Below are 19,825 nucleotides of genomic sequence, written 5' to 3'. Positions count from 1 at the left end.
TGCCGGCCGTGGACGCTAGATGACACCCAGCCGCGTCAGCCGCTCACGGATCTCGCGGTAGGCATCGATGCCCATGGACTTCTCCCGGCGCCGCCCCTCGGGCTCGTCCTGGCGGCCGAACCGCCACCAGAGGGTGCCCTCGGCCTTGTCCATGATCACGGAGCGGTCCTTCTCGACCGGACCGCGCAGGAAGAGGGAGACCGTGTCCGGCGTCGTGAACGTCGTGTGGATGGCGCTGTGGTGGAGGCTGTAGCAGTTGCCCGGCCCCTCCCAGCGCGTGAGGTGCGGGGTCAGCCGGTCCAGGTGCACCTTGCCCCGCGGGTCGGGGTTGTGCCGGCTGAGGTACTGGCGCGCCTCCGGGTCGGGACCCTCGTAGAGCTCGCCGTCCATGTGGTACCAGGTGTGCGTGTAGCCCCCCGTGACGATCCGGCTGGAGAAGGAGAACCTGTGGTCGTGCGGCCGGTCGTAGTGGTCGTCCGTGGAGATGTGCAGCCGCAGCCGGAATCCCCTGTCGAGCGCGTCGTACAGGACGATGTAGTCCAGGAGTTGGTGGCGTTCGCACATGGCCAGCAGCTCCGGCTTGTGCTCGACGTCGTGGACCAGCTTGCGCAGGGACTCCTTGTCGTCGGCGAGCCGGTGCACGAGATCGCGCGTGATCTCGCCCGCGGCCTCGAAGTCGCTCCAGTCGACCGTGAGCCGGTCCAGGTGATCGATCACCGTGGTGCCTCCTTGTCCGGGCGGGTGATGCGGGGAGAGGGCGTTCAGCGCGGCGCGTGCCTCCGGAGTGCCGATCCTCGCGAGGGCGTCGGCGCAGGCCTCCCGCATCCGTTGCGCCTCGGACTCGCCGACCCCGCCGGGCTCCCAGTGGGCGTGGGGCGCGCTGGTGCGGTGCATGGCGCGTCGCAGGGCGGGCACCGCGACGGGCGACGCGATCGCGGCCAGGGCGGTGACGACGTCCTGGTTGGAGATCTCCAGGCTCTGCCGGTCCAGGATGTCGGCGAGCGGCTCGGCGCAGCACTCGAGGGGCTGCGCGCCGCAGACGGCCACGAGTGCCTCGATCGCGTCCCAGTCCTGCCGGACGAGAGAGGTGCGCAGGGTGCGCTCCAGGTATCCGCCGGCCACGGGCGAGGACGAACAGACGTCGATCAGCTCGGCCACCGTCCGCCGCCCGGCGATGACATCGCCGAGCGTGTCGGCGAGTACGTCGAGGCCGGAGGCGCCCACGACATCACGGGTGGGGCTCATGCTTCCCTCCTCAGCACACCGACGCCGGGCCAGGCGGCGGTGTTCTTGTAGACGACCGTGCACGTGCCCGCGTGTTCGGCCGCGAACTCGTCGAACACCTCGCTCAGCCGGTTGTCCTCGAACAGCGACAGGTCGTCGACGACCATGTGGCCTCCCGGTTCCAGGAGGGGGAAGGCGTTGCGCAGGTCCGCGGCGCAGATGGACCGCCGGTGACTGCCGTCGACGCCGATGAGGTCGAACGTCCCGGTGAGGGTGGGGACCGTGACGGTCGACGAGCCGTCGAGCCAGGTCGTCGTACCGGTGAAGCCGCGCTCGGTGATCACGGTGGCCGCGGAGTCCCGGTGCGCGCGCTTCTTCTCGTTCACCGTGAAGAAGTCGCACAGGACGAGTCGCTCGAGCGCCCGGCTCGCGTCGAGCACGACGCCCAGCGAACCGCCCTCCTTCACCCCGATCTCCAGATACGACCGGGGCTGTGCGGCACGTGCGACACGTCCCAGCGCCATGCGGTAGTAGGGCGAGTCCAGCTTCTTGAACGGCAGTCCGGGCTTCTGGTAGGCGAGCGGTGCCCGCGGGTCCTGAGCCCCGATCGCCGCGATCTCGTCTTCGATTCCTTCGAACATTTTTGTGGCTAACTCTCCGTGGGTGGTCGGGACGTCGGATCGTGCGAGGCGACGGCCGGGCTGCCCAGCCGCGCCCGGACCTCGCTGACGACGGCATCCGCGGTCTGCTGGGGAGATGCGTCCGGATCGGGTGACAGGACGAGCCAGCCCCGGTCCTGTGCCATGCGCAGAAGGTGTCTGCGTACGAGGGACTGGTAGGCGTGGAACGATTCGGACGGCGGGCCGTGGAAGCCGTCCCAGCGGCCGAGTTCGGTGTCCTTGAACGCCTCGCGCCGCTGCCAGGCGACCTCGGGCGCCGTGTCGAGGAGGACCGTGAGGTCGGGTTCGGGGACGGGGGCGAACAGGGACTCGACCCACTGCGGATCGAGGGGTTCGCGGATCAGGGTCTTGGCGATGTTGCGGTAGTACCAGCCGTCCATGACGGTCACTCCGGGATGTCCGGGCGCCAGATCGGGACGCAACCGGGCCAGCCCCGCGTACCAGGAGGCGATCAGAAGGATCCAGTGGGTCGCTCCGAAGGTGTCGCCGGCGGATTCGGGCGAGGCCCAGATGAGGTCCCGCAGCCGGGCGGCACGCGCGCGGGTCTCCGTGTCGGCCCTTCCGATGTCCGTCTTGCCGCCGACGTGTGTGGTGGCCGCTTCCTCGGTGCGGCCCCGGGCGGTGCCGTTCGGGCCCGCCGCGACCTGGTTCAGGTCCTGGGCGACCTCGTTCAGGTCCTGTGCGACGAGCCGCGCGACGGTGGACTTGCCGCTGCCGTCGATGCCTTCCATCACGATGAACACGCGACGTCCTTGCTGCCCGCGCCGCTCAGCGTCTCCCGCAGCTCGGCCATGGAGCCGAACACCCGGTGCGCGTCGCGCAGCCGCTCGCGCGGCGTGAGCCCGGCGAAGGCGTAGACGGTCATGCCCGCCTGCCTGGCCGCCGTCACTCCGCTGGGGCTGTCCTCGACGACGAGACAGTCCCGCGGATCGGCCCCGCAGCGCTGAGCCGCGAAGAGGAACAGGTCGGGGGCGGGCTTGGCCCGCGGCACCATCTCGGAGCCGAAGACCCGGCCCTCCACCCGGGAGAGCAGCCCGGCGGTCTTCAGGGACGTGGACACCCGGTCGGCGGTGTCGTTGGAGGCGACGCAGTAGGGGACACCCGTGAGGTCCAGCTCGTCCAGCACCTCCTGGACGCCCTCGACGGCCACGAGGCCGTCCGCGAAGGCCTCGAAGAGCCGGCCGTGGAACTCCGCGAGGAAGCCGGCGGGGACGGTCCGGCCCGTGCGGCGGCGAACGGTCTGCGCCACGTCCTTGAACGACTTGCCCAGATAGTGCTCGACCGCTTCCTCGAAGGTGGTCGCCGCCACCCGCAGGGTCAAGAGCTCGGCCAGCAGCTGATTTCCCACGCGCTCGCTGTCGACGAGCACACCACTATTGTCGAAGATAACCAGCTCAAACTCCATGGATTGCTCCTGAGTCGGCGGCCCGGAGACATGATCGACTGTCGCCGGACATGGCTCTGCATTTTCGCTCAGGCCATGGATCCGGTCGTTCCTGTCGGCGCTTTTCTACAGGCGCACTGACCGTTTGCGCTCGGCCGGGGGATCGGGTGTCCACCCGGCGGAAAGGAAAGGTTCAGACCATCCGCGCGACGGAAGTGGTACACCCAATCCCGCAGGTGGCCCTTACCAGGCGGGGGTCTCCCTGCTAGGTTCTCGGTTCAAGTTTTTCCGGCCGATGAATCCGGCATGAATTGTGGGAATGCGAGGATGAAAGGACGGAATGGAGAGTTACGAGGGACCGATGACGGAGAACGTTTCTGACTTGGACGAGCCCTTCACGCCTCTTCTCCCGGTCGAAGTCCATTGCCATGGATTCGCCGGGGAGGACTTCTCCGATATATCCAGGATCGACTTGGACCGGCTGGAGCGGGTGTGCGCGCACGAAGGGGTGCTCGCCATTCCCACGCTCTATCTTCACCACAGCCGGCTGGCCGATTTCGAGGAGTTCATGCGGCGCTACGACGGGATGCGCCGGGCGGGACGCGTCCCGCACGTGGTGGGCATCGCTCTGGAGGGGCCGCTGCTGGCCAGCCACGGCGGAACCCCGGCCGCCACGGTCTGGGCTCCGACCCGGTCCGAGTGGGAGCGCCTGGCCCGCCTCGGCGACCTGGGACTGCGCTACATGGTCCTGTCTCCCGACGCCTTCACCCCGGCGTCGGACTTCCACGGGCAGGTCCACGCCCGCCACCCCGGCTTCGAGTGGATCGTCCCGATGCTGCTCGGTCACGGGGTCCGCCCGGCGCTCGGGCACTTCACCCGGGCCGACCCGGGCCGTAGCGCCGAGCTGGTCACGGAGATCGTCGACACCGCCTGGAACTGCGAGTGGAACGGGAACGGGGCCCGTGTCGTCACCGACCACCTGTTCAACGACATGCCTCTGACGATCCGTCATGCCTTCCGTACGTCGAGGGCCAGGGAGATCCGCGAAGAGACCCTGCGCTCCTACGACCTCCCCGGCTGGACGCTCGAAGCGATGGACGAGATCGCCGGTCCCGTCCCGGCCGCCATCATGCGCGAGGCCGCCGCCGGACGCATCGCCGCGTGCATCAACTTCGACGGTGAGCACGTCGACCTGGCCATCGCGAGCCGGGCCGTCGCCCTCATGCGTCTGGAGAACTCGATGATGATGACCGACCGCTGCGACTCGGCGCGCCTGGGAGGCCAGGACCTGACCCAGGGCGAGGAGAACGGACTCTGGTACCAGGCGGCCGGCGTCGTGGCGGCAGGCTCACAACCGCTCGCCCGGCAGATGCGCAACGCCATGGGCCGGGACATCACCGGACGGAACCTGTGGGAGCTGGCCGCGGGGACGGCGCACCGCGCCTTCGGGCTCACCGCGCCGGGCGCCGAGGAGATGCCCGAGGGCATGCTGGCGGCCACCCGGTCCGGCTGGAGCTTCCTGGAGGCCGCGGGGGGCTCGCATTGAGCCGCACGGCCGCGGCGCCGCTCCGGCCGCGCCGCCTGTCCTCCTCCGGTCCGCTGCGCATCGGCGTCCTCGTGTCGGCCACGGGCGCCAACCTGCGCACCCTGATCGGTCTGCAGCAGGCGGAGCCCGACCACTTCCGGGTCTGCCTGGTCGCCTCGCACGGCAGCAGGTCCGCGGCACTCGACGTGGCAGCCGAGCACGGCATCGAGGCCTGGCCCGGGGACTTCGACGAGCGGTGCGGACGGGCGTCCCAGGCGCGTGACGAGGCGGGCCGGGCCGCGTACCGCGAACGCGCGCGCCGCTGGCACGACCAGCTGGACGCACGCATCGCCGCCTGGGAGGAGGCCGAGGGCCCCCTCGACCTGGTCGTGCTCGCCTACCACCGGTGGGTCGAGGGCGATCTGCTCGGCCGCTACGAGGGCCGCATGATCAACCAGCATCCGGGTGACCTGTCCGTCCTGGACGACGACGGCGGACGCGTACTCATCGGCAATGACCCGGTCCGCAGGGCCATCGAGCTCGGCCACAGCTCCACGCGGACCTCCTGCTTCCTCGTGGACTCCACCCACGACGGCGGAGCCGTCCTGTGCCAGGGGCCTTCCGTCCCCGTGCCGCCCGGCACGGAGCCGGGCGACGCCCGTGCCCACGAACTGCTCCAGAAGCGGCTCAGCGACAAGCCCTGCCTCGAGTGGGCCGTTCGGGCCTTCGGGGCCGGTTCCCTCGACTTGGCGTACGAGCGGCATCGCGACGGCAGCCGGATCGTCGTCGTCGACGGCGTGCCCCTGCCCCTGGGCGGGATGAAGTTGTCGGCGACGCCCGAGGGGGTCTGAGGCCGTGCTGCGCAGTGTGATCGGTGACCACGCGTTGGACACGCTGACGAAGGACCCCGGCAAGCGCGAGGCGTACCGGTACGACCCCTACATGCGCGAGGGGCTGAGCGCTCTCGCCGCCGCGGGGCTGGGCGCTTCCGGCCTGAGCCGGGGCGGGCCGCTGCACCGGCACACGTTCGTCGTCCTCAAGCCGGATGCCGTGGCAGGACGACGCTGCCGTCGAGTGCTGGACACCCTCCGGTCGGAGGGCTGGCACCCGGTGGCCGCGACTCCGGTCCGCTTCGACCCGCTGCTGACCCGCGAACTGTGGCGGTACCAGTTCAACGCCGCCTCCAAGCAGCGCATCGCCGTGGTCGACCACCTGCTCGGCTCCGGCCGCAGCCTCCTCGTCCTGCTGGTGGACCTCGACCGGCCCGACTGGCTGCCCGCCAGCGCGCGGCTCACCGCGGCCAAGGGCTCCGCGGAGCCCCGCGCGGCCCGCACGGTCGACCTGCGGACCCGCATCGGCCGGGTGAACGGCCTGTTCAACTTCATGCACACGGCCGACGAACCCGCCGACGTGATACGCGAACTGCAGCTGTTCTCCTACCAGACGGACTGGTCGTGGTGCCTCGACGCGCTGCTCGACGCCGACGCCGACACCACGCGCCGGCGAAAGGCCGCCGACCGGGTCACGGACAAGCTCCTCGACGCGCTCGAAGCCGACACCCCGGCCCACGACCTCGACGTCACCAACAGCCTGGAACGCCTCTCCCGACTGGACGGGCCCTGGGGCGACTGCGCCCGTACGCGGTCCGCTCCGTCCCGGATCGGCGCCTGGCTCGACGTGCTGTCCGAGGCCGACCTGCCGGACGGCTCCGGCCGCTGGGACGTCCTCACGGTCGTGACCAGCTGGATCGAATGCAACGAACCGGGAGTCTCCCCGCTCATCGCCACCGCTCCGGCAGAGGCCTGGCACGACGAGGTGATGTACACGTGACGATCGGCCCCCACACCGCGGCACTGGTTCCGGACGGTGTCGGCGCGGGCAATCTCATCTACCGCGCCCGGCACGTACCGCGCTTCGTCCGGGCCGAGGGCAGCCACCTCGTGGCCGTCGACGGACGCCGCTACCTCGACGCCGAGGCGGCCAACGGCACCGTCGCCCTCGGCTACGACGCCACGATCCTGCGGGACGCGCTGGCCCACTGCCGGGACCTGCCCGCCCTGCCGTCCTTCTGCGAGTCCGAGCTGCGCCTCGACGTCGTCGGCGGGCTGGAGCGGCTCTTCAGCGAATCCACGGGGCAGCCGGGCCGCGTCGAGCTGGACCTCGGGGGCGCCCAGGGGATGGAGACGGCGCTGCGCATCGCCTTCAGCGCCGTGGGGCCGGGCACGGTCGTCGTCTTCGAGGGGGCGTTCCACGGCAGATCGGGCGTCACCAGCATGCTCAGCTCAAGCCCTCGCTACCGGGAACTGCTCGCCGCCTGGGGCCTGGAGGTCGTCCGTCTGCCCACGCCCGACTGCGATCGCTGCCCGCACGCCGCGGCGCGGCAGGGCGACGGCTGCACACCCGGCTGCGTCGCCGCCGTCACCCGCTGGGGCTCCGAGATGACCGGCGTGGGCGGGGCGGGCTTCGAGCGGAGGGTCAGCGCGTTCGTCTTCGAGGGGGTGCAGAACGTCGGCGGCATGGTCGAGCCGGATCACGCGCTGCTCAGAGCGGCCGTGGACCACGCGCGCCGCAACGGCGCCGTGGTGATCGCCGACGAGATCTTCACCGGCATGCACCGCACAGGGCCGCGCTGGGGTTTCGAGCGGGCCGGCGTGATCCCCGACATCGTGGTCGCGAGCAAGGCCCTCACCAACGGCGCGGCCGCGCTGAGCGCGATCTGGGCCCGCGAGCCCCTGGCCGCTCCCTCGTCGTACCGGCCCGGCAGCCACTCCTCGACCTACATCGGCATTCCGCATGCCCTGGGGGTCGCGCGAGCGGTCCTGGACCGCTGGGACAAATGGGCCTCGCCGGAGCGGGACGTGAGCCTGCTCGCGGACAGGCTGGACCAGCGTCTGAGCAGGCTGCGCGCGGACCACCCCGGACTCGTCCGCGATCACGCGGTGTTCGGGGGCGCGGCCCGGCTGGTCCTCACCGGTGACCACGCGGCCGAACTGCGGCACCTCTGCCTGACCGTCGACCCCCGGATCGGGCTCATCGTGGCATCGACCGGCATGGCTCCCGACGTGATCAACATCCATCCGCCCCTGGTCGTCGCCGACGAGGATCTCGACGCCATGACGGAGGTACTCGACCGGGCGCTGCGCGTGCTCACCCGCACCGAGAAGGAGGCATGACGGACGATGAACCAGCCGCCCGAGGACCCGCTGGTCTGTCTGTGCGCCCAGGTCACGGAGACCACCGTGCTGTCGGCGAAGGCCTCTGGGATACGCGACGTACCGGGCCTGCGCGAGGCGACCGGAGCGAACACGGGGTGCGGGGACTGTCTGCCCGATCTGGAGGAACTGCTCGCTTTCTGACCGGAGGAGCCGCTCGCTTTCCGAAACGGGGAGATTCGGTCCGGGGCGAATCGTTGTACGCCGACACGTGGGCGTCGTTACGCTCGGGGCCGTCCGCAGGTGTCCGCAGTCCGTAGTTGTCCTCTCTGATGGAGTTCGCTGATGCAGATGGACGTAGACCGAACGGTAGACATATTGCGCGAGCGGCAATTGCTGCCGAATTCCTGCCGGGCGGCATTCGTGGTCGGGTCGGCCGCCCGTGGCTGGGGCAACAAGAAGAGCGATGTCGACATCTACCTGGTCAGTGCCGAGCCGTGGTCGGCGGCGGACGGCGTCGGGGTCGCGGTGCCCCTTCAGCCTCCCGTGGTCCAGTGGCACACGTTCTACGCGGACAACCGCGGCTACGACCTCGCCTACTGGCTGGACGACCAGGTCGACCAGATGCTCGCCAAGGTCTCCTGGAGCGCGTTCGACCAGGTCAGGGCCGCGAGCGGGGACGCTCTCGCGGTCCGCGAAGAGGTGTTCCTCGAACGGGTGGCGACCTGCGTGCCGTTGGTCGGCGAGGACTGGGTGGCGCGTCGCCGGGCCGAGCTCGACGCCTCGGCGTTCCGGTCCATCCTGGTCACCCGATCGCTCGGTCAGGCGGAGAGGGCCGTCGAGGACACGCTCGGGCAGCTGGGGGACGGCGATCTGAACAGCGCCGTGCTCTCGGCCAGGATCGCCCTCGGCCACACCGTCGACGCGCTGCTGGAGGAACGGGGGCAGTACGGGAGCCACATTCCCAAGTGGCGGGCGCGCCGATTCCTGCTCGCTGATCCCGTGATGCTCTCTTTCGACAAGTACTGGGAACTCGAGACGATGCGGGAATTCGATCCGGACGACCCGTCGAAATGGATCAATGAGGTGCTCACGCTGTGTCAGGACTTGTCTTTGAAGACAGAGGTCTGACCGATGTCATGGGCTTCTTTTACGTGGTGAACTTCAGCCGGCGGCTGTGCGGCCCGGGCTCGGTCGAGCCGATGGTGCCCGCCGTCGCCGCGATGCCTGCATGATCCGGATCCTCCTCGATGAACTGACCCTCGGACGCGTGCGCATAGCGATCAGCCCTCTCTGGGAGGCCGTGTCCAGCCTCGCGTTGACGGTCCGCTACCGCAGCGAGATTCCGCATCCCTACAGAAAATGGGCCGCGACGGCACTGAGCCGGGTACCGCCCGCACTGCATCGGGAACTGGCCACGACGATACGGACGCAGTGGGCGGCTCTTTCGACCCTCACACCGATCCCGAGCGAGTCCTCGCCCGGCATCGAGGACGAACTGGTGGCTCTGCGGGCGTCCGGCCACGACCGGTTCGCGCAGCTCATGAGCGACTACTGGACCGTCGCGGTCGCGCCTCACTGGCCCGGCATGCGCGGCGTACTGGAGGAAGAGATCCTGGTGCGCGGCCGGACCCTGGTGACCGGGGGAGCGGACATGATGCTGCGGGACCTGGGCGGCCGGATCCGCTGGGAACGCCCCGAGCTGAGCGTGCCCCACCAGGCCGACCTGGACTGGCGGATGACAGATGGCCGTCTGGTCATCGTCCCCGTACTGTTCGCGCGCGGCACGCGGGTCTTCTCGACCCTTCGTGACACGGCCGCGTTCTCCTATCAGGCACAGGGCGCCGCCGTACTCGGCGGCCACACCGGGGACCCGGGTGCGCCGGTCGACGACGTGCACCCGCGGGACAAGCTGACGACCCTGCTCGGGCGTGGCCGTGCGGCCGTCCTGAGAGGGCTGCTCTCACCGGCCACCACGACGGGCCTTGCGAGCTCCGTCGGCCTGGCGCCGAGCACCGTGTCGCAACACCTGGCCGTGCTCTTCTCCGCGGGCCTCGTCCGACGCCACCGTGTGGGTCCCCGTGTTCTGTACGAGCTGGAGGACTCCGGGCTCGCTCTGCTCACCGAGCTGGGAGCGCTGGTGAGGGCCGATCGGACGAGGGCCGATCAACGGGCAGGCGGCGCCCTGTGATCGCCCGTTCCCGATCCGGTGTCTCGCTCAGGCCCTTCGCGCCTCCCCGGCCCGGCATCGTGCGCGCGCTGGACGTGCATGTCCAGGAGCTGACTCCGGGGGTGCTCGGTCTGCGCTACGAGCTCGACGCGGATCTCTCCCGCCTCCGTATCCCGGCCATCCGCCCACGACGTCGCAGGGACGAGCTGTGGAAGCACACCTGCTTCGAGATGTTCGCGCGCAAGTCGCCCGGCGCCCCTGCCTACTACGAACTCAACGCCTCGCCCTCAACGGAATGGGCGCTCTACACGTTCGACGGCTACCGCGCGAACATGGCGCAGGCGGATCCGGAGCAGCCGCCCCGGATCCGCGTCAGCCGTGGTCCGCACCGGCTGTGGCTCGACGTACGGCTGAGCCTGTCCGGCCTGTCCCCTGCGGGCGGCATGGCGTTCGCCGCCGTGATCGAGGACGACAGGGGAGGGCTCAGCCACTGGGCGCTGAAGCACGCCGCACCGGAACCGGACTTCCATCATCCCGACGGTTTCGTGCTCGACCCGATGCGGCTTCTCTGAAGAAGGTGCCGATACCGCGTGCGAGCGCCGTACCCGGCATGGGACGCTTGCCGCACGAGCCCCGAGGCGTGCCCGGGGACTCGGGCTGAAGTTGTGCCGACCCTCTGTAGGACCACCATGCGTGCGTCCTACCTGCATGAATGGCTTTTTGATCATGTTTCGTACCATGTTCAAGTCCAAGATCCATCGCGCCACGGTCACCCAGGCGGACCTGCACTACGTGGGATCCGTGACCATCGACGCCGACCTGCTCGACGCCGCCGATCTGCTGCCCGGCGAGCTCGTCCACATCGTCGACATCACCAATGGCGCCCGCCTGGAGACGTACACGATCGAGGGCGAGCGCGGCAGTGGTGTCATCGGCATCAACGGCGCGGCCGCGCACCTCGTCCACCCCGGGGATAGGGTGATCATCATCAGCTACGCCCAGGTCGAGGACGCCGAGGCGCGGGCGCTGCGGCCGCGGGTCGTGCATGTCGACGAGGGCAATCGCGTCGTGGCTCTCGGCGACGATCCGGCGGAGGCCGTACCCGGGGATCCGGAGATGATGCGGAGTCCCTTGAGCCTGTAGATCGACAGATCGACAGATCGAGAGATCGCGGGACCGGCTCGCTGTGGTGGCCGGTCCCGTTCCGCCCCGTTCCCGTCCCGCTCTCGTCCCGTCCGTCCTGGGCTGCTTCGCGTGTTTCGCGTGTTTCGCGTGTTTCACATGTGAGGAGAAGCGATGAGTGGGATCGAGATTCGGGACGATCGTGGCCGGGGTGTCCTGGAGGCGTCCGACGGGGGTGAAGTCGTCGGGCACATCGTGTACTTCACGCTGGACGCCCCGCAGGCCGCGCTCGTGCCGGTGCACACCGAAGTGGCGTCCGCGCACGAGGGCAAGGGGATCGCGGGTGCGCTCGCCGCGCAGCTGTACGCCGTCGCGGCGCGGGAAGGCCTCGCCGTGGCGCCCCTGTGTCCGTACGTCGTGAAGTGGGCCGAGCGGCATCCCGAGCAGGCGCCCGCCGCCTCGGAGGAGCTGATGCGGGCCGCGCTGGACAAGGTCAGGACGGATCCCTCGGCATGGTGACGCTGGGACTGCTGCATACGTCCGCCGCGCACGTGCCGGTCTTCGACGGCCTGCGGGACGACGGGCATCCGGGGGTCGAGCTGCGGCACCACGTGGTGGAGGAACTGCTGGAGCGGGCCCGGGTGGTGGGGGCGGAGGCGGTTGCTCCTGACGTGCGGGACGCTCTGGTGCGGGTCGTCGGTGGTGGGGCCGGGGCCGATGCCCGGGTCGGCGCCGGAGCTGGTGCCGGGGTTGGTGCCGTGCTGTGCACCTGCTCCACCATCGGGGGCGTCGCCGAGGTGCTGGGGGACGACCTGGGGCTTCCCGTGCTGCGGGTCGACCGGCCCATGGCCGCGGCCGCCGTCGCCTCGGGGCCGCGGGTCGTCGTGCTCGCCACGGTCGAGTCCACGGTGGGGCCGACCGTGGCCCTGGTCGAGGAAGAGGCGGCGCGTGCCGGGCGTGAGGTGTCCGTGCGGGCCGAGCTGGTGGGCGGGGCGTGGGAGCGGTTTCTGGCGGGGGACTTGGCGGGGTACGCGGAAGCGGTGGCGCGGGCGGTGCGGGAGGTGCGGGGCGCGGATGTGATCGTGCTGGCGCAGGCGTCGATGGCGGGCGGCGCGGAGTTGGTTCCGGACGGTGCGGTGCGGGTTCCCGTGCTGTCCAGCCCTCGGGTGGGGCTCGCGGCGGCCGTGGGGGCGGCCGGGGCGTAGGGGGGGGGCTGCTCGCGCACGTCCACCGCGGCGGGGAGGCGGGGCGGGGATTCGCGGGGCCCGGGTATGCGTGGAACGCTTGGAGGAGGGGGCGTCGGGTAGGCGGGGGTGAAGCCGACGTATCACTGGCTGGAGGACCGCAATGACTCAACCGTTCCCCGATCCCACGCCGCCCGCCCCGTTCCCGGAGCCCGAGCGGCCCTTCCCGGATCCGGATCCCGTGCCGCGCCCCGAGCCCCGGCCCTCGCCGGAGCCCTCCCCGTCGCCGATCCCCAAGCCGCCGGGCCCCGACCCCGTGCCGGAGCCGCAGCCGGGACCGGTGTCCTGACCGGAGAGGTGACGCACCTGTTTGGAGCAGGATCGCTGGCATAGCGTGACCTTCAGACGCCACTGTCCGAAGGAGAGTCGCCCGTGCCGCAATTCGACCTGCCTCTTCATGAACTGCGCCGCTACCAGGCCGAGTCGCTCGAGCCCGACGACTTCGACGTCTTCTGGGAGAAGACGTTGCTGGAGGCGCGACAGCATGAACTCGACGCCCGGTTCGAGCCGGTGGAGCTGCCGCTGACCGGCGTGCGGGTCTTCGACGTCACGTACGCCGGGTTCGGCGGTCACCCCATCAAGGGGTGGCTCGTGCTGCCCGCCGGGGCGGAGAGCGGCGCGCCGTTGCCCGCCGTCGTGGAGTACATCGGCTACGGCGGCGGGCGCGGGCTGCCCCACATGCATCTGCTCTGGGCCGCGGCCGGCTTCGCGCACTTCGTGATGGACACCCGTGGACAGGGCAGCGGAGGCTGGGCGCAGGGCGACACGCCGGACCCCGTGGGGAGCGGGCCCGCGTACCCGGGGTTCCTGACCCGTGGCGTCGAGGACCCGCACGACTACTACTACCGGCGCCTGTACGTGGACGCGGTGCGGGCCGTCGAAGCCGTCCGTTCCCATCCCCTCGTGAACGCCTCGCGCGTCGCCGTGCTGGGGAGCAGTCAGGGGGGCGGGCTGGCTCTCGCCGTGGGGGGCCTGGTGCCGGATCTGGCCGCCATCGCGCCCGATGTTCCCTTCCTGTGCGACTTTCCCCGTGCCGCCACCCTCACCGACCGCCACCCCTACAAGGAGATCGGCCTCTATCTGAAGGCGCGGCGCGACGGGCGCGAGCGGGTCTTTCGGACGTTGTCCTATTTCGACTGCGTGCACTTCGCCGCGCGGGGGCGTGCTCCCGCCCTCTTCTCCGCCGCTCTGGAGGATCAGACCTGTCCGCCCTCCACGGTGTTCGCCGCCTTCAACGCCTATGCGGGGAGCGGGCGTTCGATGGAGGTGTACGCCTTCAACGACCACGAGGGGGGTGGCCCGTACCAGCAGGGCGTGCAACTGCGGTGGGTGAGCCGCCACTTGAGGGAGTGACTCGTTCAAGAGCCCCTGGGTTCCCGGCTCTTGTCATGGATTGGTCCGACCGGCTAGCTTGCGGGCTTGTCGTGTGACCGCTGTGTGCAATCCGTGATGACGTGTGTCTGAGGGGGCTCCCAATGGCCGTACGGGGTCGGCACCGCCGGTATCAGCCGAACCGCATCAACCGCGCGTCGCTGACCGTCACGGCGGGCGGCGCGGGCATGGCGCTCCCGCTGACCGTCGCGGGAACCGCGAGCGCCGCGGACGTCGACACCTGGAACAAGGTCGCGGCCTGCGAGTCCAGCAACAACTGGAGCATCAACACCGGCAACGGCTACTACGGCGGCCTCCAGTTCAAGCAGTCCACCTGGGAGGCGTACGGCGGCACCGCCTACGCCCCGCGCGCCGACCGCGCGACCAAGGACCAGCAGATAGCCGTCGCCGAGAAGGTCCTCGACGCGCAGGGGCCGGGCGCCTGGCCGGTGTGCTCCGCGAAGGCCGGCCTCACCCGGGGCGGCTCCTCGCCGGACGTCACCACCAAGCGCGCCGTCAAGGACGTCAGGCCCGAGGTGACCCCGCAGTCCGCCGCGGGCAGCGCCGAGATGTACACCGTGGTCCGCGGCGACACCCTCTCCGGCATCGCCGACGAACGCAAAGTCCGGGGCGGCTGGCGGCAGTTGTACGACGCCAACCGGCGCGTCATCGGCGGGGACCCGGATCTGATCACGCCGGGCCAGCGGCTCTCGGTGCACGGGACGGGCAAGGGCCGGGGGCAGGAACCGGTCAAGGAACGGGCCCGGGAGCGTACCCAGGACCAGGCCGAGGCCCGCGCCCGGCAGAAGGCCGCCGACAAGCGGGCCGCGGAGAAGAAGGCCTCCGAGCGCAAAGCGGCGGAGCGAAAGGCAGCCGAGCGAAAGGCGGCTGAGCGCAAGGCCGCCGAGAAGAAGCGCGAAGCGCCGCGCTCCTCTGAGGCCTCCGCGCCGCGTGCCCAGCAGGCCGGGGCCGTCGCTCCTGTCGCCGCCTCGCCCAGCACTCCCTACCGCGCCGCGGGCGGCTCCTGGTCGAAGGGGTACCACACGGGCGTCGACTTCCCCGTGGCCACCGGGACGTCCGTGAAGGCCGTCGCCGCCGGGCGGGTCGTCTCGGCGGGCTGGGGCGGCAGTTACGGCTACCAGGTCGTCATACGCCACGCCGACGGCAAGTACAGCCAGTACGGGCACCTCTCGGCGCTCTCCGTGAAGGCCGGGCAGCAGGTCGGCGCCGGGCAGCGCATCGCGCGGTCCGGGTCCACCGGCAACAGCACGGGCCCGCATCTGCACTTCGAGGTGCGGACGGGGCCCGGCTTCGGTTCCGACATCGACCCCCTCGCCTATCTGCGGGCCCGCGGCGTACGGATCTGAGAGCGGCGCCCGGCCCGCGAGGGACCGGTTCAGGAGACGATGCGCTCGCGGCGCCCGTGGTGGCGCGGGCGCATCCGCCGGTGAGCCGGCGTGATCGTGGTCTGGGTCGGCACCGCGCGCAGCGGCTCCGCGACGACGGGCCGCGGCTTCGGCGGGGCCTCGGAGGCGCCGCCCCGCGGCACGGGGAGCTCCGCGGGCGCGGTCGACGTCTCCCGTGCGATCCGCTCCGTGGTGAGCAGGATCAGGCCGCCCGCGGCGACGACCCCGCAGCCCAGTGCCAGGGCGGTGCCCGTGGTGCCGTAGCGGAAGGATTCGCCGAGCAGCGTCAGGCCGACCGCCGCCGCGACCACCGGGTTCACGACCGTCACCGTCGACAGGGGCGCCGCGAGGCCCGCGCCCCGGTACGAGGCCTGCGAGATCAGCACGCCGGCCGACGCCAGGGCCGCGATCACGGCGACGCTCGGCAGCTGCTCGACGAGCGGAACGTTCCGGCTCCACTCCACCGCCACCGTCTTCGTGAAGACCGAGGCGATGCCGAACGCCGCGCCCGCCGCGCAGGCGAGGAGCACGCTGCGCACCACCGGGTGGCGGTGCACGGCGTGGGCCGCCACCATCAGGGCGACCACACCGCCGCCCGTGGCAAGCGCCAGCATGAGGTGCTCCGTGCCGCCCAGGGACTGGGAGTCGGACGACGAGGTGAGCGAGAGGAGCCCGGCGAGACCCACCGTCGCCATGATCGCGCCGCGCCACGCGGTGGCCCCGGCCCTGCGCCGCACGAACACGGCGGCCATCGGCAGGGCGAAGACGATCGTCAGCGCGCCCAGCGGCTGGACGAGGCTGAGCGGGCCGTAGGCGAGAGCCACCACGTGCAGCAGCGCGCCGAGGCCGTTCAGGGAGACCGCGGTCCACCAGGCACCGCGGCGCAGCGGCGCGTACCGCCGCTCCGGCGTCGTCGCGGCCACGCGCTCCTGCAGGATCGCCCCGCCGGCGTAGGCCACGGCGGAGACGAGGGAGAGCAGCACGGCCAGCGCGAGGGCACTCATGACGTGCTCCGCGGCGCGCGGTGGGCCCGGTGGACCCGGGCGGACGAACGGTCGGCTTCCATGGATACAACGATGACGCGGGAACGCCGCCACGTCGTCGTACCTGAGCAGGCATTCGCTCCTACTGCCGATGGAGTACGGACTTCTTCCGTCCTCCCCAGGGTGGGCCACCCCCTAGGGGGACGGGGGGACGACGGGACACCCCCCGAGGATGGACGCGCCGCGCCGACTTGCTCTACTGCTGTCGTGAGCACCCACATCGACCTGGCAGAACTCGGATCCGTCGGCGGCTTCTTCGCCCTGCGCGCGGGGCCGCGGGACGGTGGCGGCGCCGTGCCGTTCGCCGACGTGTACGAGGCGTCACCGGAGGCCGACGGTCCGCTCGCCTTCCGCGTCGCGAAGGTCGCGCGGCGGCTCGGCGCCCCCGAGGACCGCATCGCGGTGTCCGTGGCCCAACTCGGGCTCGCCGCCCGGCTCTGGTCCGTGGCGCTCGGCTCCGCGGCGCTGTACGGGGCCGTGCCCGACCTCGACCCCGCCCGGCTGTGCTGGGACGCCGACGGAACCTCGCCCGACGACCTGTGGCTGACCGACGTACGGCTGCTGCCGGGCGACGCCGACTCCGTACGCGACGTCGTGCAGCACGGCCACCTGGCGCCGCTCGCCGACGCCCTGCGCGCCCGCCACCGGATCTCCGCGGGGCTGCTGTGGGGCAACGCGGGCTCCGCGCTCGCGGGCGCGGTGCGCGAGCTGCACGGCTGGGCGGTGCGGGAGGGGCGCCCCGAGGCGGGGGAGCGGGCCCTGAGGCTTGCCGCCGAACTCTTCGACCACCCCGACCTGCGCGGCACCGGCACTCTGGAGGGCACCGCCTTCCGGCGCCGCAGCTGCTGCCTCTACTACCGCTGCCCCAGCGGCGGCCTGTGCGGCGACTGCTGCTTCGACCGCCCGCCGCAGCGGTCTTCCCCCGGGGCCGCGTCTGGGTGACCATGAGGAGGCGCGGCCGGCATCGGGCGGACGACGGAGGGTTCTACGTGAAGGTGGGACTGCTCACCCGGGAGTATCCACCGGACGTCTACGGCGGAGCCGGCGTCCATGTCGAGTTCCTCGCGCGGGAGTTGCGCTCCCTGACCGACCTCGACGTGCACTGCTGGGGCGAGGGCGCCGCCGACGGACTCGTGCGCCACCGGGCGTGGCCCGCGCTCGACGGTGCCAACGACGCGCTGCGCACCTTCTCCGTGGACCTGTCGATGGCCGCGGCCCTCGCCGGGCGCGACCTGGTCCACTCCCACACCTGGTACGCCAATCTCGCGGGCCACGTCGGCAAGCTCCTGCACGGCATCCCGCACGTGATGACCTCGCACTCCCTGGAGCCCCTGCGCCCCTGGAAGGCCGAGCAACTCGGCGGCGGATACGCCCTGTCGAGCTGGGCCGAGCGCACCGCCGCGGAGGCGGCCGACGGGGTCATCGCGGTGTCCGGCGCGATGCGCGAGGACATCCTGGCCTGCTACCCGGCGATCGACCCGGCGAAGGTCCACGTCGTCCACAACGGCATCGACACCGAGCTGTACCGCCCCGACCACGACACGGACGTCCTTGAGCGGCTCGGCATCGACCCCCGGCGCCCGTACGTCCTGTTCGTCGGGCGCATCACCCGGCAGAAGGGCGTGCCCCATCTGCTGCGCGCGGCCCGGGGGTTGGACCGCGACGTCCAGCTCGTCCTGTGCGCGGGTGCCCCGGACACCCCGGAGGTCGGCGCCGAGTTCCGCACGCTCTTCGAGGAGCTCAGCCGGGCCCGCGCGGGCGTCCAGTGGATCCCCGAGATGCTGCCGCGCCCCCAGATCATCCAACTCCTCACCCACGCCGCGGTGTTCGTCTGCCCTTCGGTGTACGAGCCGCTGGGCATCGTCAACCTGGAGGCCATGGCGTGCGGCACGGCCGTCGTGGCCTCGCGGGTCGGCGGCATCCCCGAGGTCGTGGCGGACGGGACGACGGGCCTGCTCGTCCCGTACGAGAAGAAGGACCCGGAAGGCTTCGAGCACGACCTGGGGCTGCTCCTGAACAGGCTGGCCACCGACCCGGAGCGGGCCGGGGCGATGGGGGTGGCCGGGCGGTACCGCGCGCTGCGCGAGTTCGGCTGGAACACGGTCGCCCGGCGCACGGTCGAGGTGTACGAGGAGATCCTGCACGCCGACAGATAGCCGACAAATAGGGGGCTGGGATGCGCGGTGGACCTTCGGTGCTCGGAATCGTGCTCGCCGGCGGGGAGGGCAAGCGCCTGCAGCCGCTCACCGCCGACCGGGCCAAACCCGCGGTCACCTTCGGCGGGACGTACCGCCTCGTCGACTTCGTGCTCTCCAATCTCGTCAACGGCGACATCCTGCGCATCTGCGTCCTCACGCAGTACAAGTCGCACTCACTGGACCGGCACGTGACGACGACGTGGCGCATGTCGAGCCTGCTCGGCAACTACGTCACGCCCGTGCCGGCCCAGCAACGCCTGGGCCCGCGCTGGTACTTGGGCAGTGCGGACGCCATCCTGCAGTCCCTCAACCTCGTCCATGACGAACAGCCCGACTACATCGCGGTGTTCGGGGCCGACCACGTCTACCGCATGGACCCGCGCCAGATGCTCGCCCAGCACATCGACAACGGCGCCGCGGTGACCGTCGCGGGCATCAGGGTGCCGCGCGCCGAGGCGTCGTCGTTCGGCGTCATCACGCCCGCCCGCGACGGGACGCGGGTGGAGCGCTTCCTGGAGAAGCCCACCGACCCGCCGGGCCTGCCGGGCTCCCCGAACCAGGTCTTCGCCTCGATGGGCAACTACGTCTTCACCACCAAGACGCTCGTCGACACCCTCCAACAGGACGCGGAGAACGAGGAGTCGGCGCACGACATGGGCGGCTCCATCCTGCCCCTGCTGACCGAGCGCGGCCTTGCCCAGGTGTACGACTTCGACGGCAACCACGTCCCGGGCGAGACCGCGCGCGACCACGGCTACTGGCGCGACGTCGGCACCCTGGACTCGTACTACGAAGCGCACATGGATCTGATCTCCGACCACCCCGTCTTCAACCTGGACAACCGCCGCTGGCCCATCTACACCCACTCCGGCGGCCTGCCGCCCGCCAAGTTCTGCGCGGGAGGCATCGCGGGCGAGTCGATCGTCAGCCCCGGCTGCGTCATCCGCGGCCAGGTCACCCGCTCCGTCCTCTCGCCCGGCGTGACCGTCGAGGAGGGCGCGGTGGTGCAGGGTTCCGTGCTGCACGACAACGTCCGCGTCGGGCGGGGAGCGGTGGTGCGCGGCGCCGTCCTGGACAAGAACGTCGACGTACCGCCGGGCGCGACGATCGGCGTCAACCCGGAGCGGGACGAGGAGTTGTACACGGTCTCCCAGGGCGGGGTGATCGCGCTGGGGAAGGGGCAGACGGTGCCGATGTGAAGAGCGAGGTCGGTCGGCCTGCCGGGCGGTGCGGCTCGGCTCCGCCCGGCGGTACGGCTCGGTCGGGAGGCACGGCTCAGTCGACGCAGAGGTTCGCTTTTGCACCA

22 protein-coding genes are annotated in these 19,825 nt (G+C 71.3%); 17 read left to right on the top strand and 5 right to left on the bottom strand.

From position 1 onward, the window contains the following. Window positions 1-15: 15 nt before the first annotated feature. From ACZ4D5_RS41510 to ACZ4D5_RS41495, 4 genes are read right to left on the bottom strand one after another with little or no spacing between them, the layout of a single operon-like run. The gene (locus ACZ4D5_RS41510; RefSeq protein WP_467777702.1) at window positions 16-1,245 is read right to left on the bottom strand and encodes a HEAT repeat domain-containing protein; all 1,230 of its coding nucleotides are present in this window, start codon (window positions 1,243-1,245) and stop codon (window positions 16-18) included. After that, window positions 1,242-1,865: a class I SAM-dependent methyltransferase gene (locus ACZ4D5_RS41505; RefSeq protein ID WP_467777701.1), complete on the bottom strand. Its 624-nt coding sequence runs from the start codon at window positions 1,863-1,865 to the stop codon at window positions 1,242-1,244. Before ACZ4D5_RS41505 ends, ACZ4D5_RS41510 begins: the two co-directional genes overlap by 4 nt. Window positions 1,866-1,873: 8 nt before the next feature. Then, window positions 1,874-2,647 (bottom strand): dTMP kinase, encoded by a 774-nt coding sequence (locus tag ACZ4D5_RS41500; protein WP_467777700.1) that lies wholly within the window; start codon window positions 2,645-2,647, stop codon window positions 1,874-1,876. After that, complete coding sequence (locus tag ACZ4D5_RS41495) at window positions 2,635-3,309, bottom strand: HAD family hydrolase (protein ID WP_467777699.1); 675 nt, start codon at window positions 3,307-3,309, stop codon at window positions 2,635-2,637. Before ACZ4D5_RS41495 ends, ACZ4D5_RS41500 begins: the two co-directional genes overlap by 13 nt. A 361-nt stretch (window positions 3,310-3,670) precedes the next feature. Here ACZ4D5_RS41495 and ACZ4D5_RS41490 point away from each other — a divergent pair, with 361 nt between their 5' ends. From ACZ4D5_RS41490 to ACZ4D5_RS41425, 14 genes are all read left to right on the top strand, one after another. Further along, window positions 3,671-4,834 carry a hypothetical protein gene (locus ACZ4D5_RS41490; RefSeq protein ID WP_467777698.1) on the top strand — a complete coding sequence of 388 codons (1,164 nt, stop codon included), beginning with the start codon at window positions 3,671-3,673 and terminating at the stop codon, window positions 4,832-4,834. Continuing rightward, window positions 4,831-5,664 (top strand): formyltransferase family protein, encoded by an 834-nt coding sequence (locus tag ACZ4D5_RS41485; protein ID WP_467777697.1) that lies wholly within the window; start codon window positions 4,831-4,833, stop codon window positions 5,662-5,664. The genes ACZ4D5_RS41490 and ACZ4D5_RS41485 overlap by 4 nt, the downstream gene beginning before the upstream one ends. Before the next feature lie 4 nt (window positions 5,665-5,668). Further along, the gene (locus ACZ4D5_RS41480; RefSeq protein ID WP_467777696.1) at window positions 5,669-6,643 is read left to right on the top strand and encodes a hypothetical protein; all 975 of its coding nucleotides are present in this window, start codon (window positions 5,669-5,671) and stop codon (window positions 6,641-6,643) included. Beyond that, window positions 6,640-7,986, top strand: a complete 1,347-nt coding sequence (locus tag ACZ4D5_RS41475; RefSeq protein WP_467777695.1) for an aminotransferase class III-fold pyridoxal phosphate-dependent enzyme — start codon at window positions 6,640-6,642, stop codon at window positions 7,984-7,986. The genes ACZ4D5_RS41480 and ACZ4D5_RS41475 overlap by 4 nt, the downstream gene beginning before the upstream one ends. Before the next feature lie 6 nt (window positions 7,987-7,992). Further along, the gene (locus ACZ4D5_RS41470) at window positions 7,993-8,169 is read left to right on the top strand and encodes a (2Fe-2S)-binding protein (protein ID WP_467777694.1); all 177 of its coding nucleotides are present in this window, start codon (window positions 7,993-7,995) and stop codon (window positions 8,167-8,169) included. Between the two features lie 141 nt (window positions 8,170-8,310). Next, a complete protein-coding gene (locus ACZ4D5_RS41465) occupies window positions 8,311-9,096 on the top strand; it encodes a hypothetical protein (RefSeq protein ID WP_467777693.1) in 786 nt (261 codons plus the stop codon). Between the two features lie 100 nt (window positions 9,097-9,196). Further along, the gene (locus ACZ4D5_RS41460; RefSeq protein WP_467777692.1) at window positions 9,197-10,156 is read left to right on the top strand and encodes an ArsR/SmtB family transcription factor; all 960 of its coding nucleotides are present in this window, start codon (window positions 9,197-9,199) and stop codon (window positions 10,154-10,156) included. After that, a complete protein-coding gene (locus ACZ4D5_RS41455; protein WP_467777691.1) occupies window positions 10,153-10,707 on the top strand; it encodes a DOMON-like domain-containing protein in 555 nt (184 codons plus the stop codon). The genes ACZ4D5_RS41460 and ACZ4D5_RS41455 overlap by 4 nt, the downstream gene beginning before the upstream one ends. A 154-nt stretch (window positions 10,708-10,861) precedes the next feature. Continuing rightward, complete coding sequence (gene panD, locus ACZ4D5_RS41450) at window positions 10,862-11,278, top strand: aspartate 1-decarboxylase (protein WP_467777690.1); 417 nt, start codon at window positions 10,862-10,864, stop codon at window positions 11,276-11,278. 153 nt (window positions 11,279-11,431) lie between these two features. Next, window positions 11,432-11,776 carry a GNAT family N-acetyltransferase gene (locus ACZ4D5_RS41445; protein ID WP_467777689.1) on the top strand — a complete coding sequence of 115 codons (345 nt, stop codon included), beginning with the start codon at window positions 11,432-11,434 and terminating at the stop codon, window positions 11,774-11,776. Then, window positions 11,770-12,462 carry an aspartate/glutamate racemase family protein gene (locus ACZ4D5_RS41440; protein WP_467777688.1) on the top strand — a complete coding sequence of 231 codons (693 nt, stop codon included), beginning with the start codon at window positions 11,770-11,772 and terminating at the stop codon, window positions 12,460-12,462. Before ACZ4D5_RS41445 ends, ACZ4D5_RS41440 begins: the two co-directional genes overlap by 7 nt. A gap of 142 nt (window positions 12,463-12,604) precedes the next feature. After that, window positions 12,605-12,790 carry a hypothetical protein gene (locus ACZ4D5_RS41435; RefSeq protein ID WP_362340359.1) on the top strand — a complete coding sequence of 62 codons (186 nt, stop codon included), beginning with the start codon at window positions 12,605-12,607 and terminating at the stop codon, window positions 12,788-12,790. Window positions 12,791-12,873: 83 nt separating this feature from the next. Next, window positions 12,874-13,854, top strand: a complete 981-nt coding sequence (locus ACZ4D5_RS41430) for an acetylxylan esterase (protein ID WP_467777687.1) — start codon at window positions 12,874-12,876, stop codon at window positions 13,852-13,854. Window positions 13,855-13,976: 122 nt separating this feature from the next. Then, window positions 13,977-15,239: a transglycosylase family protein gene (locus ACZ4D5_RS41425; RefSeq protein ID WP_467777686.1), complete on the top strand. Its 1,263-nt coding sequence runs from the start codon at window positions 13,977-13,979 to the stop codon at window positions 15,237-15,239. Between the two features lie 29 nt (window positions 15,240-15,268). Here ACZ4D5_RS41425 and ACZ4D5_RS41420 read toward each other — a convergent pair whose 3' ends face one another. After that, window positions 15,269-16,282, bottom strand: a complete 1,014-nt coding sequence (locus tag ACZ4D5_RS41420; RefSeq protein ID WP_467777685.1) for a DMT family transporter — start codon at window positions 16,280-16,282, stop codon at window positions 15,269-15,271. A gap of 246 nt (window positions 16,283-16,528) precedes the next feature. Here ACZ4D5_RS41420 and ACZ4D5_RS41415 point away from each other — a divergent pair, with 246 nt between their 5' ends. Genes ACZ4D5_RS41415 through glgC form a run of 3 tightly spaced genes read left to right on the top strand, consistent with a single transcriptional unit; the run spans window position 16,529 to window position 19,718 of the window. Further along, the gene (locus tag ACZ4D5_RS41415; protein WP_467777684.1) at window positions 16,529-17,263 is read left to right on the top strand and encodes an IucA/IucC family C-terminal-domain containing protein; all 735 of its coding nucleotides are present in this window, start codon (window positions 16,529-16,531) and stop codon (window positions 17,261-17,263) included. Window positions 17,264-17,310: 47 nt separating this feature from the next. Continuing rightward, window positions 17,311-18,477: a glycogen synthase gene (gene glgA / locus ACZ4D5_RS41410; protein ID WP_467777683.1), complete on the top strand. Its 1,167-nt coding sequence runs from the start codon at window positions 17,311-17,313 to the stop codon at window positions 18,475-18,477. A 20-nt stretch (window positions 18,478-18,497) separates the two neighbouring features. Next, entirely contained in the window at window positions 18,498-19,718 is a 1,221-nt protein-coding gene (gene glgC / locus ACZ4D5_RS41405; protein WP_467777682.1) for a glucose-1-phosphate adenylyltransferase, read from the top strand. Window positions 19,719-19,825: the final 107 nt, after the last annotated feature.

It is taken from the genome of Streptomyces sp. NPDC025651, from assembly GCF_055558735.1.
The sequence above is the reverse complement of the archived record's forward strand: the minus strand, read 5'-3'. Positions and strand labels throughout refer to the sequence as shown.

Excerpts from the sequence above, each read along its gene's own strand:
- ACZ4D5_RS41510 (WP_467777702.1), bottom strand. The coding sequence starts at position 1,245 with ATGAGCCCCACCCGTGATGTCGTGGGCGCCTCCGGCCTCGACGTACTC.
- ACZ4D5_RS41505 (WP_467777701.1), bottom strand. The coding sequence starts at position 1,865 with ATGTTCGAAGGAATCGAAGACGAGATCGCGGCGATCGGGGCTCAGGAC.
- ACZ4D5_RS41495 (WP_467777699.1), bottom strand. The coding sequence starts at position 3,309 with ATGGAGTTTGAGCTGGTTATCTTCGACAATAGTGGTGTGCTCGTCGAC.
- ACZ4D5_RS41470 (WP_467777694.1), top strand. The coding sequence starts at position 7,993 with ATGAACCAGCCGCCCGAGGACCCGCTGGTCTGTCTGTGCGCCCAGGTC.
- ACZ4D5_RS41465 (WP_467777693.1), top strand. The coding sequence starts at position 8,311 with ATGCAGATGGACGTAGACCGAACGGTAGACATATTGCGCGAGCGGCAA.
- ACZ4D5_RS41460 (WP_467777692.1), top strand. The coding sequence starts at position 9,197 with ATGATCCGGATCCTCCTCGATGAACTGACCCTCGGACGCGTGCGCATA.
- panD (WP_467777690.1), top strand. The coding sequence starts at position 10,862 with ATGTTTCGTACCATGTTCAAGTCCAAGATCCATCGCGCCACGGTCACC.
- ACZ4D5_RS41445 (WP_467777689.1), top strand. The coding sequence starts at position 11,432 with ATGAGTGGGATCGAGATTCGGGACGATCGTGGCCGGGGTGTCCTGGAG.
- ACZ4D5_RS41440 (WP_467777688.1), top strand. The coding sequence starts at position 11,770 with ATGGTGACGCTGGGACTGCTGCATACGTCCGCCGCGCACGTGCCGGTC.
- ACZ4D5_RS41435 (WP_362340359.1), top strand. The coding sequence starts at position 12,605 with ATGACTCAACCGTTCCCCGATCCCACGCCGCCCGCCCCGTTCCCGGAG.
- ACZ4D5_RS41425 (WP_467777686.1), top strand. The coding sequence starts at position 13,977 with ATGGCCGTACGGGGTCGGCACCGCCGGTATCAGCCGAACCGCATCAAC.
- ACZ4D5_RS41420 (WP_467777685.1), bottom strand. The coding sequence starts at position 16,282 with ATGAGTGCCCTCGCGCTGGCCGTGCTGCTCTCCCTCGTCTCCGCCGTG.
- glgC (WP_467777682.1), top strand. The coding sequence starts at position 18,498 with ATGCGCGGTGGACCTTCGGTGCTCGGAATCGTGCTCGCCGGCGGGGAG.